This is a genomic window from Paenibacillus sp. FSL R7-0272, from assembly GCF_037969905.1.
In the GTDB taxonomy this organism is placed as follows: domain Bacteria; phylum Bacillota; class Bacilli; order Paenibacillales; family Paenibacillaceae; genus Paenibacillus; species Paenibacillus polysaccharolyticus.
In genome coordinates, this window is the sequence record NZ_CP150221.1 from 4,395,789 (window position 1) to 4,416,008 (window position 20,220).

The window sequence follows — 20,220 nt, forward strand, 5'->3', positions numbered from 1 at the left end:
CATTCATGAATATTCAGGACAACCGGGGGTTAGAACAAGCTGTCTATACAGTCTATGGCAGGGAAGCCCCTTCAGTGGCTGGTTTACCAGATGTTTCGTCTTGACCCTTTTGCTTGTCAGACTGACTCTGATTTGAGGCACTTCCCGGCGGATCATCCCCATCCGTTTTACCCTCATCAGCTGTTTTCGTATTGTTGTCCTGGTTTTTCGCATTCGGATCAGAAGAATCTGGAGCTTCATCAGCTATACCGGTTACCGCTGCCTTCGCTGTCTGTAAGGTTAACTGCACCGTTCGTTGCTCACCCGATACCTGCTCCTTCTGTTTCACGACGTATCCCTCACCCTTGACTGTTACGCCTACCTTCATCAGTGAGAGAACCTCCAACGCATCACGAAGCGATTCACCCGTCAGATCTGGAATCTTCATTTTACTGCTCTCTTCCGTCAGTAGGTAGACTCGTTGGCCTGGATTCATCGAAGCACCTGCTTGTGGATACTGGCGAATCACATTTTCACCCTGACCAAGCGTGACATAAGCAATTCCGGAGTTGAGAAGCTGGCTTCTGGCCTGTTTGGCCGTTTTACCACTCAAGTCTGGAGCCTTAGCCTGTACAACAGGAGCTTCTTTTGACTTTTTGTCTGTCGTTTTGGCTGTATCTTTCGGTATACCCATATATTGCAACGTCTGGCTTACAACCTTCTTGAACACTGGAGCCGCTGCAGTTCCTCCGCCAATGTTTGTGCCGTCTGGCTGGTCAATCACAATCAACATCGCAATCTTCGGATTGTTGACTGGTGCAAATCCAATAAACGAAACGACGTCTTTGTTTTTGCTATATTGACCGTTGATAACTTTTCGCGCTGTCCCTGTCTTGCCTGCAACACGGTATCCTTCAATATAGGCATTACGTCCTGTACCGATCGTCTGATCTGCTACGACCTGCTCCAGATACCCGCCAACAAGCTTGGCCGATTCTTTAGAGATGACCTGTCGAATCACTTTCGGCTTGATTGCTTCCGTTGTGCCATCATTCGGATTAATGATCTCCTTCACGAGATGAGGCTGGAGCAACTTACCGCCGTTTGCAATGGCCGAGATGGCTGATAACTGCTGGATCGGCGTCACTTGTACGAGACCGTGACCATATGCAGCGGTAGCAATCTCTGATTTGTATACCAAGGGTTTGATTGGCGAAGCCGCTTCACTTGGCAGGTCAATGCCCGTCTTTTTACCAAAACCGAATTGATCGATATAGTGACGCAGCCGCTCTCCCCCGAGCATGTTGTACCCCAGATTAACAAAAGCGATGTTACTGGAGCGTTTGACACCTTCAAGGTAAGAGATTCTTCCGTACGTATGTCCGTTATCACTAATCGGGAAACCACCGATGTATATGCGCTTGGATTCAAACGTTGCATTCGGATCAAACAGTTTTTCCTCCACGGCTCCCGCAAGTGTCACAATTTTGAACGTGGAACCTGGTTCATAGATCGACTGCGTTGCATGGTTGATAAAATTTTTCTGATCCGGTGTGCTCGCATACGTATTCGGATTAAAGGTCGGCCAGTTGGCCATCCCCAGAATCTCCATCGTGTTTGGATCAGCCGCAATGACGGTCATACTCAGCGGGTTATATTTCGCAATTGTCTCTTTCATTGCACTTTCAATGTAAAACTGGATCGTATCATCAATCGTCAGTTTCAGGTTTTTACCGTTTTTCGGAGGCAAATAATTATCCTGTGAATCCGGAAGTTTGATGCCTTTCGCATCCTTCTGGTAATTCAGGAAACCATCTGTGCCTGTCAGCACGTCATCATACGAGACTTCAAGCCCATTGACAGCTTTACCGTCACGACTCATATAACCTAGCACATGAGAGGCCAGCGACTCTTCCGGATAAAAACGTTTGGACTCCTGCGTCATGACGATCGCATTTTTTGCCTTGTGTTGCTCCTGAAGCTCTTCGCGCAACTCATTGACCTTTTCAGCAAGTGCAGGACTAATTTTGTATCCTTCACTGCGTACTTCGCGTTGTTGAAAAAACTTCCCGTCTTTATTTTTTGCTGTAACAAGAGCTCGCATCTCACTCTCGTTTTTCTTGAGCAGTGCCGATAGCTTCTTCGTCACTTCGTCCTCAATACCTAGTTGATTAATCAAAAGCGGATTAACTGAAACGGTATACGCTGGCGAATCCGTAGCAAGTACATTCCCATTTCGATCTGTAATCGTTCCGCGAGCAGCCTTGATCGTCTGTTCCCTTTCGATAAGACCCGCCGCACGCTCCTGCCATTTGTCACCATTAACCACCTGAATGAAAAATATACGGGTTACGAGTACAAGAAAAAAGAGGGTAATGAATCCCCCTATTAACAACGTGCGCATTTTTATTCTTTTTACCATCGAAACACCTCTTTACTTGCCACTGGATGCATTCGAGGATGATTCAGTACCTGTCGATGTATTCGTTGTTGAGCGTGGTACAAAAATAACATCCTTATCGGAAGCTTCCACGTAACCCAGTCTTTTTGCATTCTCGACAACCTGATTATTCAATGTTTCTCTCTCCACCTGTAAGTCGGCAATGGTCTTCTCAGCCTCTTTAATTTTTACAATGGTCGACTGAGCCTGCTTGTTCAGCTCATAAATATGAGCGTAACGAGACATCAGCGCACCGCCCACAATAATGACGGCTAAGAGTGTGATCAGGTATAAAAACTTTTCGCGGCCTGGCAGACCTGTGCGACGTGTCACAACTTTAGTAGTTTCCTTGTACCTTTGCTGCGTTACACGTTCCTGGGCTTTTTCTTTGACCGCTAGATTGCCACGTGTATATGCCATTTGAAGGCTCCTCCTCCTCTTTTGTTCTACAATTTCTCAGCTACACGCAGCTTGGCTGATCGCGCACGAGAGTTCTCGGTCAGTTCCGCTTCTGATGGAATTAACGGTTTTCGGTTGACGAGACGTAAAGTCCCTTTACCACCGCATACACATAACGGAAAGTCAGGTGGACAAGTACATTTTTCAAGATAGCTGCTGAAGATCTGTTTACATATCCGGTCCTCAAGGGAGTGGAAGGTGATAACAGATACGCGCCCCCCTGGCGCTAAACAACGAACAGCCTGATGCAGTCCTTCTTCAAAAGCCCCCAGTTCATCATTCACAGCAATGCGCAGCGCCTGAAAACTTCGCTTCGCAGGATGTCCACCTGTACGGCGGGCTGCTGCAGGAATACCTTCTTTGATCAATTCCACAAGTTCACCTGTCGTTTCAATCTCGGACTGACTACGTTGATTCACAATAACACGAGCAATCCGTCTGGAAAACTTCTCTTCACCATAGCGATACAGAATTCGCGCAATCTCTTCTTCTGGCCATTCGTTCACAATCTCTTTGGCTGTCAGAAGTGCATCTTGGTCCATACGCATATCAAGCGGTGCATCGTGATTGTAACTGAATCCACGTTCTCCTTCGTCAAACTGTGGAGATGACACCCCAAGGTCATACAGAATTCCGTCAACCTGTGGTACACCATCCTTCATAGGAACATCAAGGTCTTTGAGAACCTGCTCCAAATCTCTAAAATTGGTTTTCACCAATGTAACCTGGTTTTCATAAGCAGCGAGCTTCTCGCGCGCATTGTCCAAAGCCCAGTCATCCTGATCAAGTGCAATCAGATGTCCCCCTGGACCTAGCTTGGATGCAATCACGGAACTGTGTCCCGCCCCTCCTAAAGTGCAGTCCACGTATATACCGTCCTGCTTGATGTTTAATCCCTCGGTTGCCTCTTCTTTGAGTACGGTTATGTGGTGAAACAACCTGCACCCCTCCTTACTTTATAAGTCAAAATTGAAATCGACCAGCTTTTCGGCAATGTCGTTGAATGCTTCTTCAGATTGATTAAAATAACTTTCCCATATGCCTTTGCTCCAAATCTCCACCCGATTCGACACACCAAGAACAACGCAATCCTTGTCCAATTTGGCATACTCTCTCAGGTTACCCGGCAGATTTACCCTGCCCTGTTTATCCAGTTCACATTCAGTGGCACCTGAGAAAAAAAACCGGGTAAACGCACGTGCGTCGGATTTCATCAGCGGCAGTGCTTTCAGTTTCTGTTCCATGACCCCCCACTCCTCCATGGGGTACACGAAAAGACACTGGTCCAAACCTCGTGTGACAACGAAAGTGGATCCGAGAGATTCGCGGAATTTAGCCGGAATAATGACCCGACCTTTATCATCAATGCTATGTTGAAACTCGCCCATAAACATTGCCGCACTCACTCCCCCACCCATTTCCCCCACTTTGCCCCACTTTCCACCACCTAAGCATAATAGATTCGATTAAAAAAATCAAAACCCTTCTTGACTTTTCTGTTTTTTTATTTGATTTCACCGAAAAAAACGCCTTCGATCCTGTCATTCAGGACCAAAGACGTTTCCCGGTTACGGACGATCGTATGTGCACCCGTACATGAGCCATATCGTCAATACACCATTCTACTACTTTTGAAACAGTTTATCCGTTTGTAATTATTGGATAACCCTTTAAAATTTCCAACTATCGAGGTACTTTTCTTGCTCAGCGGACAAAGAATCAATGGCAATGTTCAGGCTTTCCAGCTTGTAACTCGCCACTTGCTGGTCAATTTCGTAAGGAACGTTCACTACGTTTCTACCAAGAGATTCATAGTTTTCGCTCACATAACGCAAACCTAGTGCCTGCAGTGCAAACGTAGTGTCCATGATCTCGGCCGGATGTCCGTCAGCAGCTCCCAGATTTACCAAGCGTCCCTCCGCGAGCAGATACATTTTACGACCATCTTTGAAACGGTACTCCTCAATGTTGCGACGAACGGTACGAATGGACTCAGAACGTTTGGCAAGCTCCGGTTTGTTAACCTCAACATCGAAGTGACCTGCATTACTCAGAATAGCTCCGTCTTTCATAACATCGTAATGTTCACCTGTAATAACGTCCTTGTTGCCTGTCACAGCAATAAAGAAATCACCCAACTTTGCTGCTTCCAGCATCGTCATAACCCGGAAACCATCCATATGTGCTTCCACGGCTTTGATCGGGTCGATTTCAGTTACAATGACATTGGCACCCAAACCTTTTGCACGCATAGCCACACCTTTACCACACCAGCCATACCCAGCTACGACAACATTTTTACCTGCAACCACCAGGTTCGTTGTCCGAATAATACCGTCAAAAGCGGATTGCCCAGTACCATAGCGGTTATCAAACAAATACTTGCAATATGCGTCATTTACCGCAACCATAGGGAATTTCAGTTGTCCTTCTTTCGCCAGTGCCTTCAAACGAATAATGCCTGTTGTCGTTTCTTCTGCGCCCCCGCGAATCGTAGCTGCAAGATCAGGACGTTCGGAAGCAATAATAGTTGCAAAATCTCCACCATCATCAATAATGAGATCAGGCTTCACTTCCAGAGCACGGAGTTGCAGTGCTTTGAACTCAGCTGGTTCAGGATTATATTTCGCATAAACAGTCACACCGTCTTCTACCAAAGCCGCACATACATCATCTTGAGTAGACAACGGGTTACTATGTGTGATCGTCACTTCAGCACCACCAGCCTGAATGACTTTTGCCAGATATGCGGTTTTAGCTTCCAGGTGAAGGCAAATCGCTACCTTTAGACCTTTAAAAGGCAAATCCTGTTCAAATTGACGACGAATCCGGTTTAAAACCGGCATATGCGCCTCAACCCAATCAATTTTCAAATGGCCCTCTGCAGCAAGTCCCATATCTTTGACGATACTGTTTTGTAATGAAGATGTGGTCACTTTATCTCCTCCTCAAATGTGTTTCTTCTATTATAAACATCAATATAATCTAAATAGATACTTACAAGGATATAACCTTGTGTTCGCCCCGGAATTCAGCAGATGCTTTAATCAATTCCTCAATCCAGTCCGTTCCATAACGATTCAGGTAAAAGAGTGCATTATGTACTCGTTCCTGGGGTTTTCCCATTGGGAACAGAGCATTCTGAATACCGTTCCAATGCCTCAAACTCACTTGATGTTTATCCTCGATTGCCTTGCGAACCTGACGCTCCAGATACTGAATCTGTTCATTCATTTTGGCTAAATTCGCTTCACCAATCCGGTTCAATCCGGGATGCACTTCTGCAACCTGATCCAATAGCGGACGATAGAGCGTCATAAACTGCTCACGGATCTGCGTGAATTGTTCATCAACTTGGAAGGTTTCCTGCTGCGTTAGCCATTGTGCTTTCTTTTCTTCCAGTTGGTTCTGTACATCCTGGAAAGAAAGTCCGTATTGTTTCATATATTTGTGTTGCACTTCCTCCATAATCGTGAAGGATAGACGAGGCAATAATATCGGCATTTGTAGCCCAAAAGCACGGAACGCCTCACGTGTAAGACCCCAATATGCAATTTCTCCATGCCCTAAAATAACTGCAGCGACAGGCAACAATGAATCTTGCATCAAAGGACGGGTGAGTACGTTGTTACTAAAACGCTCAGGGTGATCTTCCAATTCTTGTAACAAACGTTCTTCTGTAAAGGAAACTAACCCCTTACGATCCTGATACAAGTTATCTTTCAGCATCAAAAGCAAACGGGTGCCTTCATGAATATAAAAGAGATTGGCCCCATCTTCAGCCACTTCTGCTGATGTCGAATAACCCGCTTGTTCTACAAGCGATGCCCCTTGTAAATAGGCTTCCCGCAACGAATCATTCTTCCGGATCAAACGCTCAAATATGGGCTTTTCTAACTTACGCAATTCAGGATCGGCAGCATCCATGAGTACCAGTCCAGTCTTTGCAAACAAGGCCGATATCATTCGCGCAAACGCATCACTTAGATTCGTACTCGACTGATGGATTTCTGTGATCAGCTTTATTAATCCAGGCTTATGCATGGTATCAGGCAATAATTGTTCCACTTGATTCAACACCGTTTCCCACTGATCCCACTTTACTTCCACATAACTTACCGAGTCCTTACCTTTAAAATGCCCTTGCAGTTTAACTTTGTGAATCTGTCCTTGCTTATCAGGCAAATACGTATGATTTACCTCATCCCAGTCATGGTCTTCTCCCGCAATCCAGAACACTGGAATTACAGGACGTTTCAATTGCTGTTCAGCTTCACGCGCAGCGGCGACCACACTGGCTGCTTTGTATATCACAAACAATGGTCCGGTGAACAAGCCACTCTGTTGTCCACCCGTAACGACGAGTGCATCTTCTTCAACTAGGCGGGTAATCGAAGCATGAACCTTGTCATGATCATTTACTCGCTTATTATATAAACGTAAATACGCCGCCAGTTCATGACGGTCAACACGTGTATGCTCCGATTGTTTCAGCCATTCAGCACGCGCGTGGAGGCCGTTTTCCCAGCGAATGTCATATTCATAAAGGCTTCGCGCAGCATCTGTCGTACAGAGATAATCTTCTGCAAGCTTTGATCCGCTGCGGAGCGCCTCGGTGATCCCTTTCATGAGGTCTGCCTCCTATTCTGCTTCTAAAGAGCCTTCCTTGATTGTACCGAATTCAGTAGCTCTTCGTCAAAACAAAGTCACAAATATATGAAAAAAAACCGCCGATTTAAATCGGCGGTTATGATGTATATAATAGCATATTCGTTTTCGAAACTATTATACGTAGGGTTCTGCAACCCAGTGTCCTTTGGAAACCTCAATCAATTGAGCATTTTCCAAATTATACGGGTCATTTTTAGGACCGCCCGAAGCATTCTGGATTGGTCCAGATTGTTCATCCGGCAATAAAATGCGACGTTTATTTGCTTCCACTTCCGGATCTGGAACAGGGATCGCAGAAAGCAATGTTTTGGTGTATGGATGAATTGGATTCGCGTACAATTCTTCACTCTCAGCCAATTCTACTACTTTACCCATATACATAACCGCAACACGGTCACTGATATGTTTCACCATGGACAAGTCGTGGGCGATAAAGAGGTATGTCAACCCAAGACGTTGCTGCAACTCCTCGAGCAATTTAACAACCTGAGCTTGAATGGATACATCCAGTGCAGAAAGCGGCTCATCACAGATGATAAATTTCGGATCAACGGCAAGAGCACGAGCAATCCCGATCCGCTGTCTTTGTCCACCGGAAAATTCATGCGGATAACGCAAAGCATGACTTGGGTTAAGACCTACGAGGTCCAACAGCTCTTCTACACGTCTCTTACGTTCTTTAGAGCTTGTTGCCAGCCCGTGAATATCCAAAGACTCTCCGATAATATCCATAACGTTAAAACGCGGGTTCAGTGAAGCATATGGATCCTGGAAAATCATCTGCATGTCTTTACGCATTTCTTTCATCTTGCGTGGGGACAATTTGTAAATATCCGTACCATTGAAGTTCACACTTCCGCCAGTTGGCTCATAAAGGCGCAGAATGGTGCGTCCAGTCGTCGATTTCCCGCAACCTGACTCACCTACAACACCAAGGGTTTCCCCTTCAAAGATGTCGAAGCTCACATCATTTACAGCTTTAAGGATGTTACCTTTGCCAAGGTTAAAGTATTGTTTCAGATTTTTCACTTGAACCAAAGGTTTGTTACTTCCTTTGACAATACCTACCGGAGTTGGCTTTTCCTTTTTCGGCTCGTCCAGACGCGGGAGAGCGTTTAACAATTTAATCGTATAAGGATGCTGTGGGTTACTGAAGATTTCAGCTGTTGTCCCTGTTTCTACAACTTCGCCTTCCTTCATGACAACCACACGATCACACATGCCCGCTACAACGCCAAGATCATGCGTAATCAACATAATGGATGTTCCAAGCTTTTTCTGCATGTCTTTCATAACATCCAGAATTTGAGCCTGAATGGTAACGTCGAGTGCTGTTGTCGGCTCATCCGCAATCAGCAAAGATGGACGACAAGCAAGTGCAATTGCAATCATCGCACGTTGACGCATACCACCAGAGAATTGGTGTGGATAATGATTCATGCGAATCGCTGCATTTTTGATACCTACAAGTTCAAGCATCTCAAGAGCTGCTTTGTTCGCTGCCTGCTTGGACATGTTTTGGTGTTTACGCAATACTTCTGTAATCTGTTTACCAATTTTAATCGTAGGATTCAAGGAAGTCATTGGATCCTGGAAGATCATACCGATATCTTTACCACGAATGGCTTCCATTTGTTTATCTGTCTTTTTCAGCAGATCCTGCCCGTGAAACGTAATATCTCCGCTCTTAACCTTCGAAGGCGGGGAAGGGATCAATTTCATGATCGTCTGGGCGGTAACACTCTTACCACTACCGGATTCACCTACGATCCCTAGCGTTTCTCCTTTGCCAATTTCGAAACTCACATTTTTAACGGCATCAAATTCACCCGAGCGCGTCGAAAACGATACACTTAAGTCTTTGACTGTTAAAATCGGCTCCATAATCCCACCTCCTCTTTCTATTTACGTAATTTCGGATCAAGTGCGTCCCGCAGTCCATCACCGAGCAAATTAAATGCAAGCATTGTAATAACCATCAAACCAGCTGGGAACCACATCCGCCATGGATAAAGCGTCCAGCCTGTAAGTGCATCATTAATCATGGATCCAAGGGAAGATCTTGGTGCAGATACACCCAGACCGAGGAAGCTCAAGAACGCCTCTGCAAAGATCGCATTTGGAATAGACAATGTCAATGTAACGATAATCGGTCCAACCGCATTTGGCAACAAGTGACGGAACAATTGACGTCCAGTACTTGCACCCATCGATCTTGCAGCAAGGATAAAGTCTCTATTTTTCAGTTGCATAATCTCACCACGTACAATCCAGGACATACTAATCCAGCCTGTAATGGTAAGGGCAATAATAATCGTTGTAAGACTTGGCTCCAAAACAACCAGCAACAAGATAACAACCAACATGTAAGGCAAAGAATACAAAATCTCGGAGAACTTATTCATAATCCCATCAACTCGTCCACCGTAGAAACCCATGATCGCACCGTAGATAACCCCGATCACAAGGTCAATTAACGCCGCAGCCAGACCTACTGTCAAGGAGACACGTGCGCCTACCCATGTTCTTACCCACACATCACGGCCCAGATCATCTGTACCAAACCAGTGATCCGCACTTGGAGCAGCGTTCGAATTAAGCAGATCATTCGAATAATAATTGTACTTCGTAAACAAAGAAGTTGGTCCAATTATAGCAAACAATACAACAAGCACCAGCACACCAAGGCTAATCATTGCGGCTTTATTGGTTGCCAGTCTGTACATCGCGTCTCTAAAAAGGGAAATACTTTCTTGCGGCTTTACCGCTGCCTGACTGTTCAGGTCAGTATTCGCCGTTCCATTATTGTTATTATTCATGCCAGACAACGTTATGCCCCCTTCCGGCTTTCCAGCTTAATTCTAGGATCAACCAATACGTAAGCGATATCTGTAAGGAAACGCGCTAACATTAGGAGAATACCATAGAAAATAGTAATTCCCATAATCATAGTGTAATCCCGATTCGTAATACTCTCGACAAATACTTTACCAATTCCACCAATGTTAAAGATCTGCTCAATTACAACAGAACCTGTAATAATGTTAGCCGTCATTGGTCCTACATACGTGACAACAGGCAAAATACCGTTCCGTACAACGTGCTTAAACATGATGGCAGGCCATTTCAAACCTTTGGCTTTCGCCGTTTTAATATAGTCTGCATGTAAAACTTCCAGCATGCTTGAACGCGTTAGACGTGCGATAAAGGCAATCGGTGATGCGGACAGCGCAGCAACAGGCAGAACGTAGTCAAGCGGCCCATCAAAGCCCATAACGTTAAACCAGCCTAGTTTAAACGCAAACACGTACTGTAATAACGATGCGAGCAAGAAACTAGGCACGGCGATTCCTATGACAGCAAGCACCATAGTCACATCATCAATCAATTTACGGTGATATACTGCTGCAAGCAGACCAAGCAACACCCCTACAATAATGGAGATGATGATTGCAAATACACCTAATTTCAACGAAGCTGTGAATGTTTCACCAATCATGTCAGAGACATCACGGTTTAGATACTTCATTGAAACTCCGAAGTCCCCTTTAACGATCCCACCCATGTACTTCAGGTATTGTTCATACATCGGTTTATTCAGGCCATACTTTTCTTCAAGAAGAACCCGAATTTCAGGTGAAACTTTTTTCTCCGATGTAAAAGGGTCACCAGGAATGGCCTTCATCAGGAAGAAAGTCATCGATGCGAGTATGAAAAGCGATAGCAGCATAAATAGCAGTTTTTTCAAAACGTACTTAACCAACCCTTGCACACCTCCACAAACAATATTTTGTATACAAATCGATTGTAGAATCAGACCACAATAAAGTCCAATCCATTTATCGGAAATTTCAAGAATTATAAGGAAAATCAGTGCACATACAAAAAAATCGGGATATATATGGAATTCCACATATATATCCCGAAGCAATCATATTAGACTTCAGAACAACTTACTTCTCTTCCAGATATGCACGTGTGAAGTCAATCGCTCCACTGAAATCAAGTTGTACACCTTTCAGGTAAGGCTTAGTCAAAGATACGTTAGTGTAGTAGTAGATAGGCATTACAGCCATTTCATCTTGAACCAAAATTTTCTCAGCATCAGCAAAAGCAGTCATACGTGCAGCTGCATCAGCTGTTTTCACAGTGTCTTTTACATCTTTATCATACTGCTCGTTGCTGAATTTAGAGTCGTTGTTTGTGTTACCAGTAGTCCACATTTCCAAGAAGTTGTACGGATCGTTGTAGTCAGCAGACCAGCCCGCACGAGCGATTTGGAAGTTTTGATTTTGGCGGTTCTCAAGGAATACGCCCCACTCTTGGTTTTCAGTTTTCACGTCAACACCAAGGTTCTTTTTCCACATATCAGCAATTGCCAAAGCAATTTTAGCGTGATTGTCACTTGTGTTGTAAATCAAAGTGACTGCTGGCAACGTAGTATAGCCTTCTTCTTTCATACCTTCAGCAAGCAATGCCTTAGCTTCATCCACATTTTCAGTGAAGTAGTCGTCTTTGTGCTCGTCGCGGAATTCGCCGTTTTCACCACGGATACCTGGAGGAACGAATCCGAATGCTGGAATTTGTCCACCTTGTGTTACTTTATCAACAATCAGCTGACGTTGAATGGACATTGCAAATGCTTTACGGATTTTAGCATTGTTGAATGGTGCTTCGTGTACGTTGAACTGATAATAGTACGTGCTTGCAATACCAGTAGCTTTGAACTCGTTTGGCAACTCAGCTTTCAAAGAAGGAATTTGGTCCGTAGGAACCTCACCGTTAGGTGCACCAGTATAGTCCAATTGTCCTGATTTGTAAGCTTGCAGTTCGGAAGCACTGCTACTTGTCAGAGACATATCAATTTGAGTCAATTTGATATCTGAAGCTGCATGGTAGCCTTCATTTTTCTTCACAACAATCTTTTGACCTTTTGCATATTGATCCATTACAAACGGACCGTTAACAATCATGTTTTTATAGTCTGTGAAGAATTTGTCATTCGTGTCAGCAGATTTGTGTACTGGATAGTACGTATAGAATGCTGTCAGACCCAAGAAGTAAGGCGTTGGGTTTTCCAATGTAACTTCAAGTGTGTGCTCGTCCTTAGCTTTAACACCTACTTGAGCGAAATCAGTAATTTTAGTTCCTTTGTAGTCTTTATCTTTGCTCTTGTTGAAACCTTCAGCGCCCTTGATGTAGTACAATTGGTATGCATAAGGAGAAGCTGTTTCCGGTTTCAAAGCACGTTCCCAAGAACGAACAAAGTCTTCGGCAGTAATTGCGTCACCGTTACTCCATTTAACATCTGGGTTCAGGTTGAATACATATTTCAAACCATCTTCAGAAATTGTCCAGTCTTTAGCGACACCAGCGGCTTCTTTACCATTTGCGTCGATACGTACCAGACCTTCATACAAAAATTTCAAAACCGTGTTCGTTTGACTGTCTTTGGCTTGAGCAGGGTCAAACGTAGGAGGTTCAGCCGTTAAGTTAATTTTTAGAACCTGATCTTTGGCAAGAGCCTTTTCTCCGCTTGCAGAATTGTTATCTGGTGTGGTACCTGTGCCTTCATTTTTCGATCCGCACGCTGCAAGTACGGTACCGAACGCCAAGATCAGCGTCAAAAGGACTAATAGACTTTTCCTTTTCATCTAACTTTTCCCCCTAAATTGATGTGGTTTATGTTTATAGATTATACAACCACCGGTCAAAAAAATCTACATTACTTTTTCAGAAAGTAATGTTTTTTTCAGTTTTCGACAAAATCGCCACATCTTTTTGGGATTTTGCGTTATGTAACCTCACATCTGGTTCATAATGTATCTAAATAATCCAAATAAAGTAAATAAAACATATCCAAAACTCATCATCACAAATGACATGCGCCATACGGCCCGGAACATTCTTCCCCCATCGACCTTTCCTTTTAGTCGATTTTGCGCACCCCCGATAAAACCAAGCGCTATTAGTATGAGTATTAATGTCAGATAAAAACCAAAATTCGAATCAAATGTTAAGTTGAATAACGCAGAAACGGAGAAAATAAGGAAAAATGTAGTGACGTCCATAGCTGCTCGCAATGCAATCACCTTATCTTTCTTCCATACCATCATGCCCCAATACACGAGTAAAAAAGGAAAAAAGGGCAATAAACTCAATACGATGAAAAACCCCATTAACTCACCCCTTCTGATTGCATCCCTTGAATCAAATGAAAAAGCACTTCATGTGTAGGTACCTTCAGATTTAACTCCTTTGCCATTCTTATAATTGATCCGTTAATAGATTCAACCTCTGTTATGCGTTTATGTAGTACATCTGCCAGCATGGAGGACGTATTCGAAGCAGTGTCGCGGCATACCCCTTGAATCTGATCCCATAAATCGCCTTCCAATTGTACGTTCATAGCTCCATACACGGTCATTGCCTCATCATACAACTGGTGCATAATGCTAACTCGTTCCTTCATGTGAAGCAATTCACCATTGGGGATTCTCCATATTGCCGTAAGCGGGTTGATAACCGCATTAATGAGCAGTTTTCTGTATATCAGCTTATCGATTTCATTCGACACTGTACAGTCAAATCCTGCCTGTTGCACAACCCTGGCTAAAGTAAATATTTGTTGTTCATCTATTATTCCCACGTTCATTTTCGCCAAACTCATACTCAGGCCCAAATGTGTTTTTCCGTAACCTGCCCGGTTTACCTCACCCTTGGTACGTTTAGCCCCTTCGGTTGTAATCGCACTGCACAGCAATGCACTCGGCAAAGCAGCCTGTAGCTTCTCCAGATGACCAAGACCATTTTGATAACAAGCAATCTTGAATGGCTGCCGTATCTCTAACTTTAACGTTGCTGCCTGTTCAATAAAATCATTAATATGAGTTTGCTTCACAGTGAGCAGCATCCAGTCTCCAGGTGTCTTGTTCCAATGATTCGCCAGTTGGGATATCGGGTAAGCTTGAATCTCGTACGGCCTGATGTGAATTTCCGCATCCTTCTCGGTAATCCTAATTCCATCTCGTTTAAGCTGATCGGCCTGCACTGATGTTCTAGTCCAAAAACGTACTCTTTCACCCGATGCTTGCAACTTCCCTCCATATAGAAGTCCTAGCGAACCTGCTCCTACTACATCTATAATCATCTGATCCCCCTGTTCTGGTCATTTCCTGTACCTTTTGAATCAAACCGAAAAATCTTCTTCTATAATAGTACAAAATGCACACAACTAAAAACCCGTCATACCAGCCGTATGATTACGGAGGTTTGGCGGGCAAATATTACAAGGTTACTTTAATTTTGAATATCGCTACTCGATTCGTTCCAGATTTCCGTTAGCATCCATTTTGAACCTTGTCTTGAGTTCTTCTTCTTCTTCGGATAAAAAAGCAAGCCTGCGTGCACGATCCATAATCTGGATCAATGCTTTGTAATCATCGTTCACGACACGATAATCGGTTTGAACCTCATTAACTTCTTTGGAAAGTCGGTCGTTCTCACAACGTAATTCAAGCAGTTCGTCTTCCTTCTCACGCAATTCCTTCTCAAGCATTTTAAGCTGACGATTGCTCTCCTGCGCAGTTCCTTTCCACTGCCTTAGGAAACGGATGACCGCATCCATAGATAGGGTTTCATCTGACACACCTTCCGTCTTAAAGAGACCTTCCTCGGCGTCTAATGTTGCCAGTGCAGCAACCTGTGGACCAAGCATTGCCGGCTGTTTTCTAAGATAGCTCCGCTTCTGCCTTTGTGCTTTAGCATTGCTGATCGCTGATTCATACTTCTTACGCACACAGCTGTTCCAACGGAACCCACAGGCGGCCGAAGTTCTGCCTATTTTTTCTCCCACTTCTTCAAAAGCGGCTAGCTGCGTACTGCCTTCCCGAATATGACGCAATGTAACCTCTGCCAAAATCAAATCATCCTCTGTGCTCCAAGCATCCTGTCTCACTGCAGTCATGCTATAATACCCTCCTAACACCATCCTGAAATAACCGTCCCCATAACCGGTAACCCGTTATGTGAATTAGGTATAAAAGTTGCTTTACTCAATCTTATGCCTCTCATAGAGTTCATAGAATTGATTTCATACTAAAATGTATTTCCACATTCAGGTTCCCTCATACGTGATCGGTATAATTCTGAACACTTTAATCCTAAGCTGATAAAAAAAGAATTCGCTTTCATACCCAAATTTGTTTACACGTTTTTCCTTTGTCGGTATAATATTATGTAGACAATCTATGAACGTACATAAGAGAGGAGGATTTACCGTGGCACGCATGTTTCGGGTACTCGGGTTCTTCACGCTTGCGATTGGCCTGATGGCTTTTGCAGGAGACTTAGTCGAAATGGCTTTGCTTTTCTTCCTGCAGACTGCGTTTTTTGTCCTTTTGGGATACTTGAAGTTTACAGAACGTACGTATATATTGCTCTTTTGGGGTTATATGATCGTAACGTTCACAGGGTTCAGCTACTGGACTGTATTTCAAATGGGACTGCCGCTCTAATCCGCCAGCAGCATCAAAACAATCCGGCTCTTGTCGGATTGTTTTTTTGTTGTCAGATTACATATGAAGATATAATGGTATGTAACCACTAAGGATATTTTTCGTATGGATTTCATATATTGTTTGGAAGAGTTCTCATCTGCATGATTTTACAAGGATGAAAGAAAGGAGAATGATTGTGAAGCATCGATATGGCCTAATCGCCATCTTGTTCATTATCATATTGTTTGTGCAATCTGCCTCATCATACGTTTATGGAGAGACTTCGCCAGAAGACACGCAAGCCATTCTTCAAAAAACATTATCTATCGTAGAGATTGATCATGAAATTAAACGTATTAGTGAACAGCAGACGCAATTAGCCAAGCAACATGAGACATTATCTGCCCAACTGCTACAACAGGAAAAGGAAATACATATCCAGCAAGACCGGGCCGGAGCTGTTGTAAGATCCTATTACACAGGAGAGCGTGACAGCCTGCTCATGACAGTGCTTGGAGCAAGGTCATTTAAGGATTTGTTTGTTCTATATGACTACTATCAAATCATCATTGGTAAAGATCAAGCTGTTTTGGACAAGTATCAGACTCGCTATAATGAATTGCAACATACGTCTGATCGAATCCGCCAAACCTCTATGGAGCTTACCCAGATGAAAACCAATCTGGAAAACCAGCGAACAAGGGTGGCCCTACTGCAAAAAGAAGTGGATAAGCAAATAACCGCCAGCGGTGACGCGGCAGCTATTCAAAAATTAATGAATGAATTAACGTTGTATTGGGAGAACGTCGGCATTTACGAGGTAAAACGTTATTTCAAGGCATTGGCGTCAGCCATGCAAAACTTGCCTGATTTTGTACAAAAACAAAACGGAGCGATATCCACCACAGGAACAACCTATACCATTCGTATTGCTCAGGACGAACTAAATACGTTTTTACGTTCACAAAATGAAATTTTTAACGATTTTGCGTTCACATTTGATTCGAATAAAATTACAGCTTCGGGTAAGCGTGATCAGTTGCAATTAAGCATTGAAGGTCACTATACGGTCGAGAACGAACCGCAAAATGCAATTCGTTTTCATGTGGATAAACTGGTGTTCAATCAGCTTGAACTGCCTGACACAACACGCAACATGTTGGAGAAAGAGTTTGATCTCGGTTTTTATCCGCAAAAAATTCTGTCCTTTGTCAAAGCTACGGATGTTTCTACAGATGAAGGGGTTTTGGAAGTGAAATTAGCAATTTCATTCTAGGGGTTAACCGTTTTTCTGATGCTGCTCACATACTGGGCAGCACTGATCTCCCCTTCGAGAACCTGTTGAACCCGTTTTTGAAAACGTTCGATCTTCGTTTTGTTTTCAATCCATTGTACCGGAGACTCTTTGCCAAACCAGGGTTGATTTAGAACCATACTGTACCGACTCCTAACCTCCCCAACTTCCTTCTCACTCTCTTGTTGTCTTGCAGGCAAACGTTTGGTTTGTTTATACCACTTTTTCTGCGTTACTGCCGAAGCCATGCCTTCAATCCACCGACTTGCTGCATCGGCTTCCGTAGTTCCTGCTGTAATGACCAGACTTCTGGATTCTACCGCCCGCAAAGCCTGCAAAGAGACAGGTGAACTAAACGTTCCCCGACCTTTGGCAACCTCATCTGCATGTAAAATACGAGATAGTGTAGATACAAACATCGGAGTTTGCACCTTATAATCCGAAGCAGATAATACTGGATCTACTGACATAGTCACAATATGGGGTTGAAGCTCGCCGAGTAAGCTTACCCCCTGTTGAAATTCATTTGTCATAGAGGTAAGTTGCATGGTTAGTATCTGGTCGGGACTCATTCCTGGCGGCAAATAACTCAACCACGCACTTGCTTGGTAAATATCATCTATATTCAACGAAATCAAAGGTGCGCTCTTTGTTTGAGATTCCTTGATCAATTTGGACCATTGCTCCCTATTCTGTGGAAAGCCCTGCAATCCAGCCTCATTCAAGTATGAGGGTATTACTCCCATCACATAAGGATCTACATCAAAGGGCATTGCCCATTGATATCCATTCCACTCTGTCATTCCTCGCAACTCAGCAGCTGAATCACCAAGAGCTTTGGAAAGCGTTGTCGCATTCAAAGGAAGCAAATATCCTTTTCTGGCATAATGTTGTACTTGGTCACTATCCAATAAAATAATATCTCCGTTCTCTCCCAAAGAAAACTCCCGATCCAGCACTTCTTTATACTCCTTCGGTTCCACATTGCGGAGATTAACCTCAACATAAATAGAAGCCGCTACTTCTTTAGCCACTTTTTGAAAAGACGCAAACTCCTCTTCTGACATAGATACCAATACATCGAGAGGGGCACTTGTATCCTCATTACGGGATGAAACACCCGTGTATGTATCTTTCTCTTGATTTCGTCCCTGATTATGCTGCGAACCTCTAAAATCAAAGCTAGGTGAAAGGATGGTTAGCGAAAGCAGTAAAACTGCAAATAAAACAACCTGATGTCTACGCTTCATTCACTCTCCCCCTTGAAATAACTTGTTTTATATTTTCTCGCAACCATTATTGTAACAAATATGTAGTGCTCTTGTCCTACCCTGCCAAAAAACACTTTTCTTGTATTTTGCATATTAAGAGCATATCCAGTTCTGTATAACATTTGATTTTAATTTTTTCAGCAAAAAAAGCCGACTTTAAAAGTCGGCTTGCTTTAAAACATTTTCCGGGAAATAAATCCAAATGTGCAACGATTAAAAACTTGTTATAACAAGTCTGCCGCAAGCTGTGCCAGCTTGGAACGTTCTCCTTTTTCAAGCATAATATGCCCACTGATTCCCTCTTGTTTGAAACGTTCGACAATGTAGGTCAATCCGTTGCTTGCGGAATCCAGGTAAGGGTGGTCAATCTGCTCAGGGTCACCCATCAATATAATTTTACTCCCTTCCCCCACCCGGGATACGATCGTTTTTACTTCATGACGAGACAAGTTCTGAGCTTCATCAATAATGATGAATTGGCCGGGAATCGATCTTCCGCGGATATACGTCAGTGCTTCAACTTGGATACTGCCGAGACCCATCAGTATTTTATCTATATCTCCGGCCTTTTTCGTATCAAATAAAAATTCAAGATTATCATATATCGGCTGCATCCACGGACGAAGCTTCTCTTCCTTCTCCCCTGGCAAATACCCGATGTCCTTGCCCATAGGTACTACAGGACGCGCGATCAGCAGCTTTTTGTATTTGTGATCATCCTCTACTTTCAGCAATCCTGCTGCCAAGGCGAGCAGTGTTTTACCCGTGCCAGCTTTACCCGTTATCGTCACAAGCGGAATATCGTCGTTCAGCAGAAGCTCCAGCGCCATCCGTTGTTGTGCATTTCGGGCGCTGATCCCCCAGACATTATCATTACTGAGGAACAATGGCTCCAGTTTTGTACCTTCAGTATTCACTTTAAGCAAAGCGGATTTGTTCGTACCCATCTCATCTTTCAGAATGACAAATTCATTCGGGTAGAGAGAATAGGACAATTGCAACGGTTTGATCGGCAAGAAACGATATGTGTAAAACTCATCAATGACAGACGGGTGAACTTTCAGCGCTGTATATCCAGGGTACAACTCGCTAAGCCCAGCAGTCCGATCCGATAAGTAATCCTGTGTGTTCAGTCCAAGTACGTCCGCCTTGATCCGTACCAGAACGTCTTTACTGACAAGAACAACTTGTCGCTCCACCAATTCTTTTTCATTCTCTTCAATCTGATAATTCAGCGCGACGGCCAAGATTCGATTGTCATTGGACACTTCCCCGAACATTTCCTGAACTCTCACAAAACTGCGGTGATTAAGCTCAACTTTTAGATTGCCTCCATTCGCAAGAGGTACGCCACTGTGCAAGTGACCCAGTTCCCTGAGTCCATCCAGCAGTCTGGACACGTTGCGTGCGTTACGGCCGATCTCATCGGCATTTCTTTTTTTGGAGTCAATCTCCTCCAGTACAACCGCGGGAATGATTACCTCATGTTCTTCAAAGGCAAATATGGCATTGGGATCATGCAGAAGCACGTTGGTATCCAATACAAAAATCTTTTTCATTCAATCCCCTCCAAAGCGGCGTCGTTAAAGGCATGGGCTGGAACGTGTT

General features: G+C 43.8%; 17 protein-coding genes. 2 read left to right on the top strand and 15 right to left on the bottom strand.

What is annotated here, in order from left to right:
* Positions 1 to 52: 52 nt before the first annotated feature.
* From MKY23_RS19550 to MKY23_RS19610, 13 genes are all read right to left on the bottom strand, one after another.
* The gene (locus MKY23_RS19550; RefSeq protein ID WP_090923759.1) at positions 53 to 2,401 is read right to left on the bottom strand and encodes a penicillin-binding transpeptidase domain-containing protein; all 2,349 of its coding nucleotides are present in this window, start codon (positions 2,399 to 2,401) and stop codon (positions 53 to 55) included.
* Between the two features lie 12 nt (positions 2,402 to 2,413).
* Entirely contained in the window at positions 2,414 to 2,839 is a 426-nt protein-coding gene (locus MKY23_RS19555; RefSeq protein ID WP_090923760.1) for a hypothetical protein, read from the bottom strand.
* A gap of 26 nt (positions 2,840 to 2,865) precedes the next feature.
* Entirely contained in the window at positions 2,866 to 3,816 is a 951-nt protein-coding gene (gene rsmH, locus MKY23_RS19560) for a 16S rRNA (cytosine(1402)-N(4))-methyltransferase RsmH (RefSeq protein WP_339831552.1), read from the bottom strand.
* Between the two features lie 18 nt (positions 3,817 to 3,834).
* A complete protein-coding gene (gene mraZ, locus MKY23_RS19565; RefSeq protein WP_154888632.1) occupies positions 3,835 to 4,272 on the bottom strand; it encodes a division/cell wall cluster transcriptional repressor MraZ in 438 nt (145 codons plus the stop codon).
* Positions 4,273 to 4,548: 276 nt separating this feature from the next.
* Positions 4,549 to 5,814 carry an adenosylhomocysteinase gene (locus MKY23_RS19570; protein WP_339831554.1) on the bottom strand — a complete coding sequence of 422 codons (1,266 nt, stop codon included), beginning with the start codon at positions 5,812 to 5,814 and terminating at the stop codon, positions 4,549 to 4,551.
* 61 nt (positions 5,815 to 5,875) lie between these two features.
* On the bottom strand, positions 5,876 to 7,507 hold the full coding sequence (gene bshC, locus MKY23_RS19575) for a bacillithiol biosynthesis cysteine-adding enzyme BshC (protein ID WP_339831556.1): 1,632 nt from the start codon (positions 7,505 to 7,507) through the stop codon (positions 5,876 to 5,878).
* Between the two features lie 156 nt (positions 7,508 to 7,663).
* The gene (locus MKY23_RS19580; protein WP_339831559.1) at positions 7,664 to 9,433 is read right to left on the bottom strand and encodes an ABC transporter ATP-binding protein; all 1,770 of its coding nucleotides are present in this window, start codon (positions 9,431 to 9,433) and stop codon (positions 7,664 to 7,666) included.
* A gap of 17 nt (positions 9,434 to 9,450) precedes the next feature.
* Positions 9,451 to 10,368 (bottom strand): ABC transporter permease, encoded by a 918-nt coding sequence (locus MKY23_RS19585; protein WP_260510933.1) that lies wholly within the window; start codon positions 10,366 to 10,368, stop codon positions 9,451 to 9,453.
* An 11-nt stretch (positions 10,369 to 10,379) separates the two neighbouring features.
* Entirely contained in the window at positions 10,380 to 11,312 is a 933-nt protein-coding gene (locus tag MKY23_RS19590; protein ID WP_154957764.1) for an ABC transporter permease, read from the bottom strand.
* A 190-nt stretch (positions 11,313 to 11,502) separates the two neighbouring features.
* A complete protein-coding gene (locus tag MKY23_RS19595) occupies positions 11,503 to 13,203 on the bottom strand; it encodes a peptide ABC transporter substrate-binding protein (RefSeq protein ID WP_339831562.1) in 1,701 nt (566 codons plus the stop codon).
* Positions 13,204 to 13,353: 150 nt separating this feature from the next.
* Positions 13,354 to 13,728: a DUF3397 domain-containing protein gene (locus MKY23_RS19600; protein ID WP_339831565.1), complete on the bottom strand. Its 375-nt coding sequence runs from the start codon at positions 13,726 to 13,728 to the stop codon at positions 13,354 to 13,356.
* Positions 13,728 to 14,699 (bottom strand): 2-dehydropantoate 2-reductase, encoded by a 972-nt coding sequence (locus MKY23_RS19605; protein WP_339831567.1) that lies wholly within the window; start codon positions 14,697 to 14,699, stop codon positions 13,728 to 13,730. Before MKY23_RS19605 ends, MKY23_RS19600 begins: the two co-directional genes overlap by 1 nt.
* A 165-nt stretch (positions 14,700 to 14,864) precedes the next feature.
* Positions 14,865 to 15,515, bottom strand: a complete 651-nt coding sequence (locus MKY23_RS19610) for an RsfA family transcriptional regulator (protein WP_090923771.1) — start codon at positions 15,513 to 15,515, stop codon at positions 14,865 to 14,867.
* A gap of 313 nt (positions 15,516 to 15,828) precedes the next feature.
* On the opposite strand from MKY23_RS19610, the gene MKY23_RS19615 reads away from it, so the two are divergent.
* Both MKY23_RS19615 and MKY23_RS19620 read left to right on the top strand, forming a co-directional pair.
* Positions 15,829 to 16,065: a DUF2626 domain-containing protein gene (locus tag MKY23_RS19615; protein WP_090923772.1), complete on the top strand. Its 237-nt coding sequence runs from the start codon at positions 15,829 to 15,831 to the stop codon at positions 16,063 to 16,065.
* Between the two features lie 172 nt (positions 16,066 to 16,237).
* Positions 16,238 to 17,323, top strand: a complete 1,086-nt coding sequence (locus MKY23_RS19620) for a hypothetical protein (RefSeq protein ID WP_339831569.1) — start codon at positions 16,238 to 16,240, stop codon at positions 17,321 to 17,323.
* Here MKY23_RS19620 and MKY23_RS19625 read toward each other — a convergent pair.
* Both MKY23_RS19625 and MKY23_RS19630 read right to left on the bottom strand, forming a co-directional pair.
* Entirely contained in the window at positions 17,320 to 18,591 is a 1,272-nt protein-coding gene (locus MKY23_RS19625; RefSeq protein ID WP_339831571.1) for an ABC transporter substrate-binding protein, read from the bottom strand. The genes MKY23_RS19620 and MKY23_RS19625 overlap by 4 nt on opposite strands.
* Positions 18,592 to 18,836: 245 nt before the next feature.
* Positions 18,837 to 20,171 (bottom strand): PhoH family protein, encoded by a 1,335-nt coding sequence (locus tag MKY23_RS19630; RefSeq protein ID WP_339831573.1) that lies wholly within the window; start codon positions 20,169 to 20,171, stop codon positions 18,837 to 18,839.
* Between the last annotated feature and the right edge of the window lie 49 nt (positions 20,172 to 20,220).

Bases quoted from the DNA above. Each gene is read 5' to 3' on its own strand.
- MKY23_RS19580 (WP_339831559.1), bottom strand. From the start codon at position 9,433: ATGGAGCCGATTTTAACAGTCAAAGACTTAAGTGTATCGTTTTCGACG.
- bshC (WP_339831556.1), bottom strand. From the start codon at position 7,507: ATGAAAGGGATCACCGAGGCGCTCCGCAGCGGATCAAAGCTTGCAGAA.
- MKY23_RS19600 (WP_339831565.1), bottom strand. From the start codon at position 13,728: ATGGGGTTTTTCATCGTATTGAGTTTATTGCCCTTTTTTCCTTTTTTA.
- MKY23_RS19595 (WP_339831562.1), bottom strand. From the start codon at position 13,203: ATGAAAAGGAAAAGTCTATTAGTCCTTTTGACGCTGATCTTGGCGTTC.
- MKY23_RS19585 (WP_260510933.1), bottom strand. From the start codon at position 10,368: ATGAATAATAACAATAATGGAACGGCGAATACTGACCTGAACAGTCAG.
- mraZ (WP_154888632.1), bottom strand. From the start codon at position 4,272: ATGTTTATGGGCGAGTTTCAACATAGCATTGATGATAAAGGTCGGGTC.
- MKY23_RS19605 (WP_339831567.1), bottom strand. From the start codon at position 14,699: ATGATTATAGATGTAGTAGGAGCAGGTTCGCTAGGACTTCTATATGGA.
- MKY23_RS19630 (WP_339831573.1), bottom strand. From the start codon at position 20,171: ATGAAAAAGATTTTTGTATTGGATACCAACGTGCTTCTGCATGATCCC.
- MKY23_RS19550 (WP_090923759.1), bottom strand. From the start codon at position 2,401: ATGGTAAAAAGAATAAAAATGCGCACGTTGTTAATAGGGGGATTCATT.
- MKY23_RS19555 (WP_090923760.1), bottom strand. From the start codon at position 2,839: ATGGCATATACACGTGGCAATCTAGCGGTCAAAGAAAAAGCCCAGGAA.
- MKY23_RS19620 (WP_339831569.1), top strand. From the start codon at position 16,238: ATGATTGTGAAGCATCGATATGGCCTAATCGCCATCTTGTTCATTATC.
- MKY23_RS19610 (WP_090923771.1), bottom strand. From the start codon at position 15,515: ATGACTGCAGTGAGACAGGATGCTTGGAGCACAGAGGATGATTTGATT.
- MKY23_RS19625 (WP_339831571.1), bottom strand. From the start codon at position 18,591: ATGAAGCGTAGACATCAGGTTGTTTTATTTGCAGTTTTACTGCTTTCG.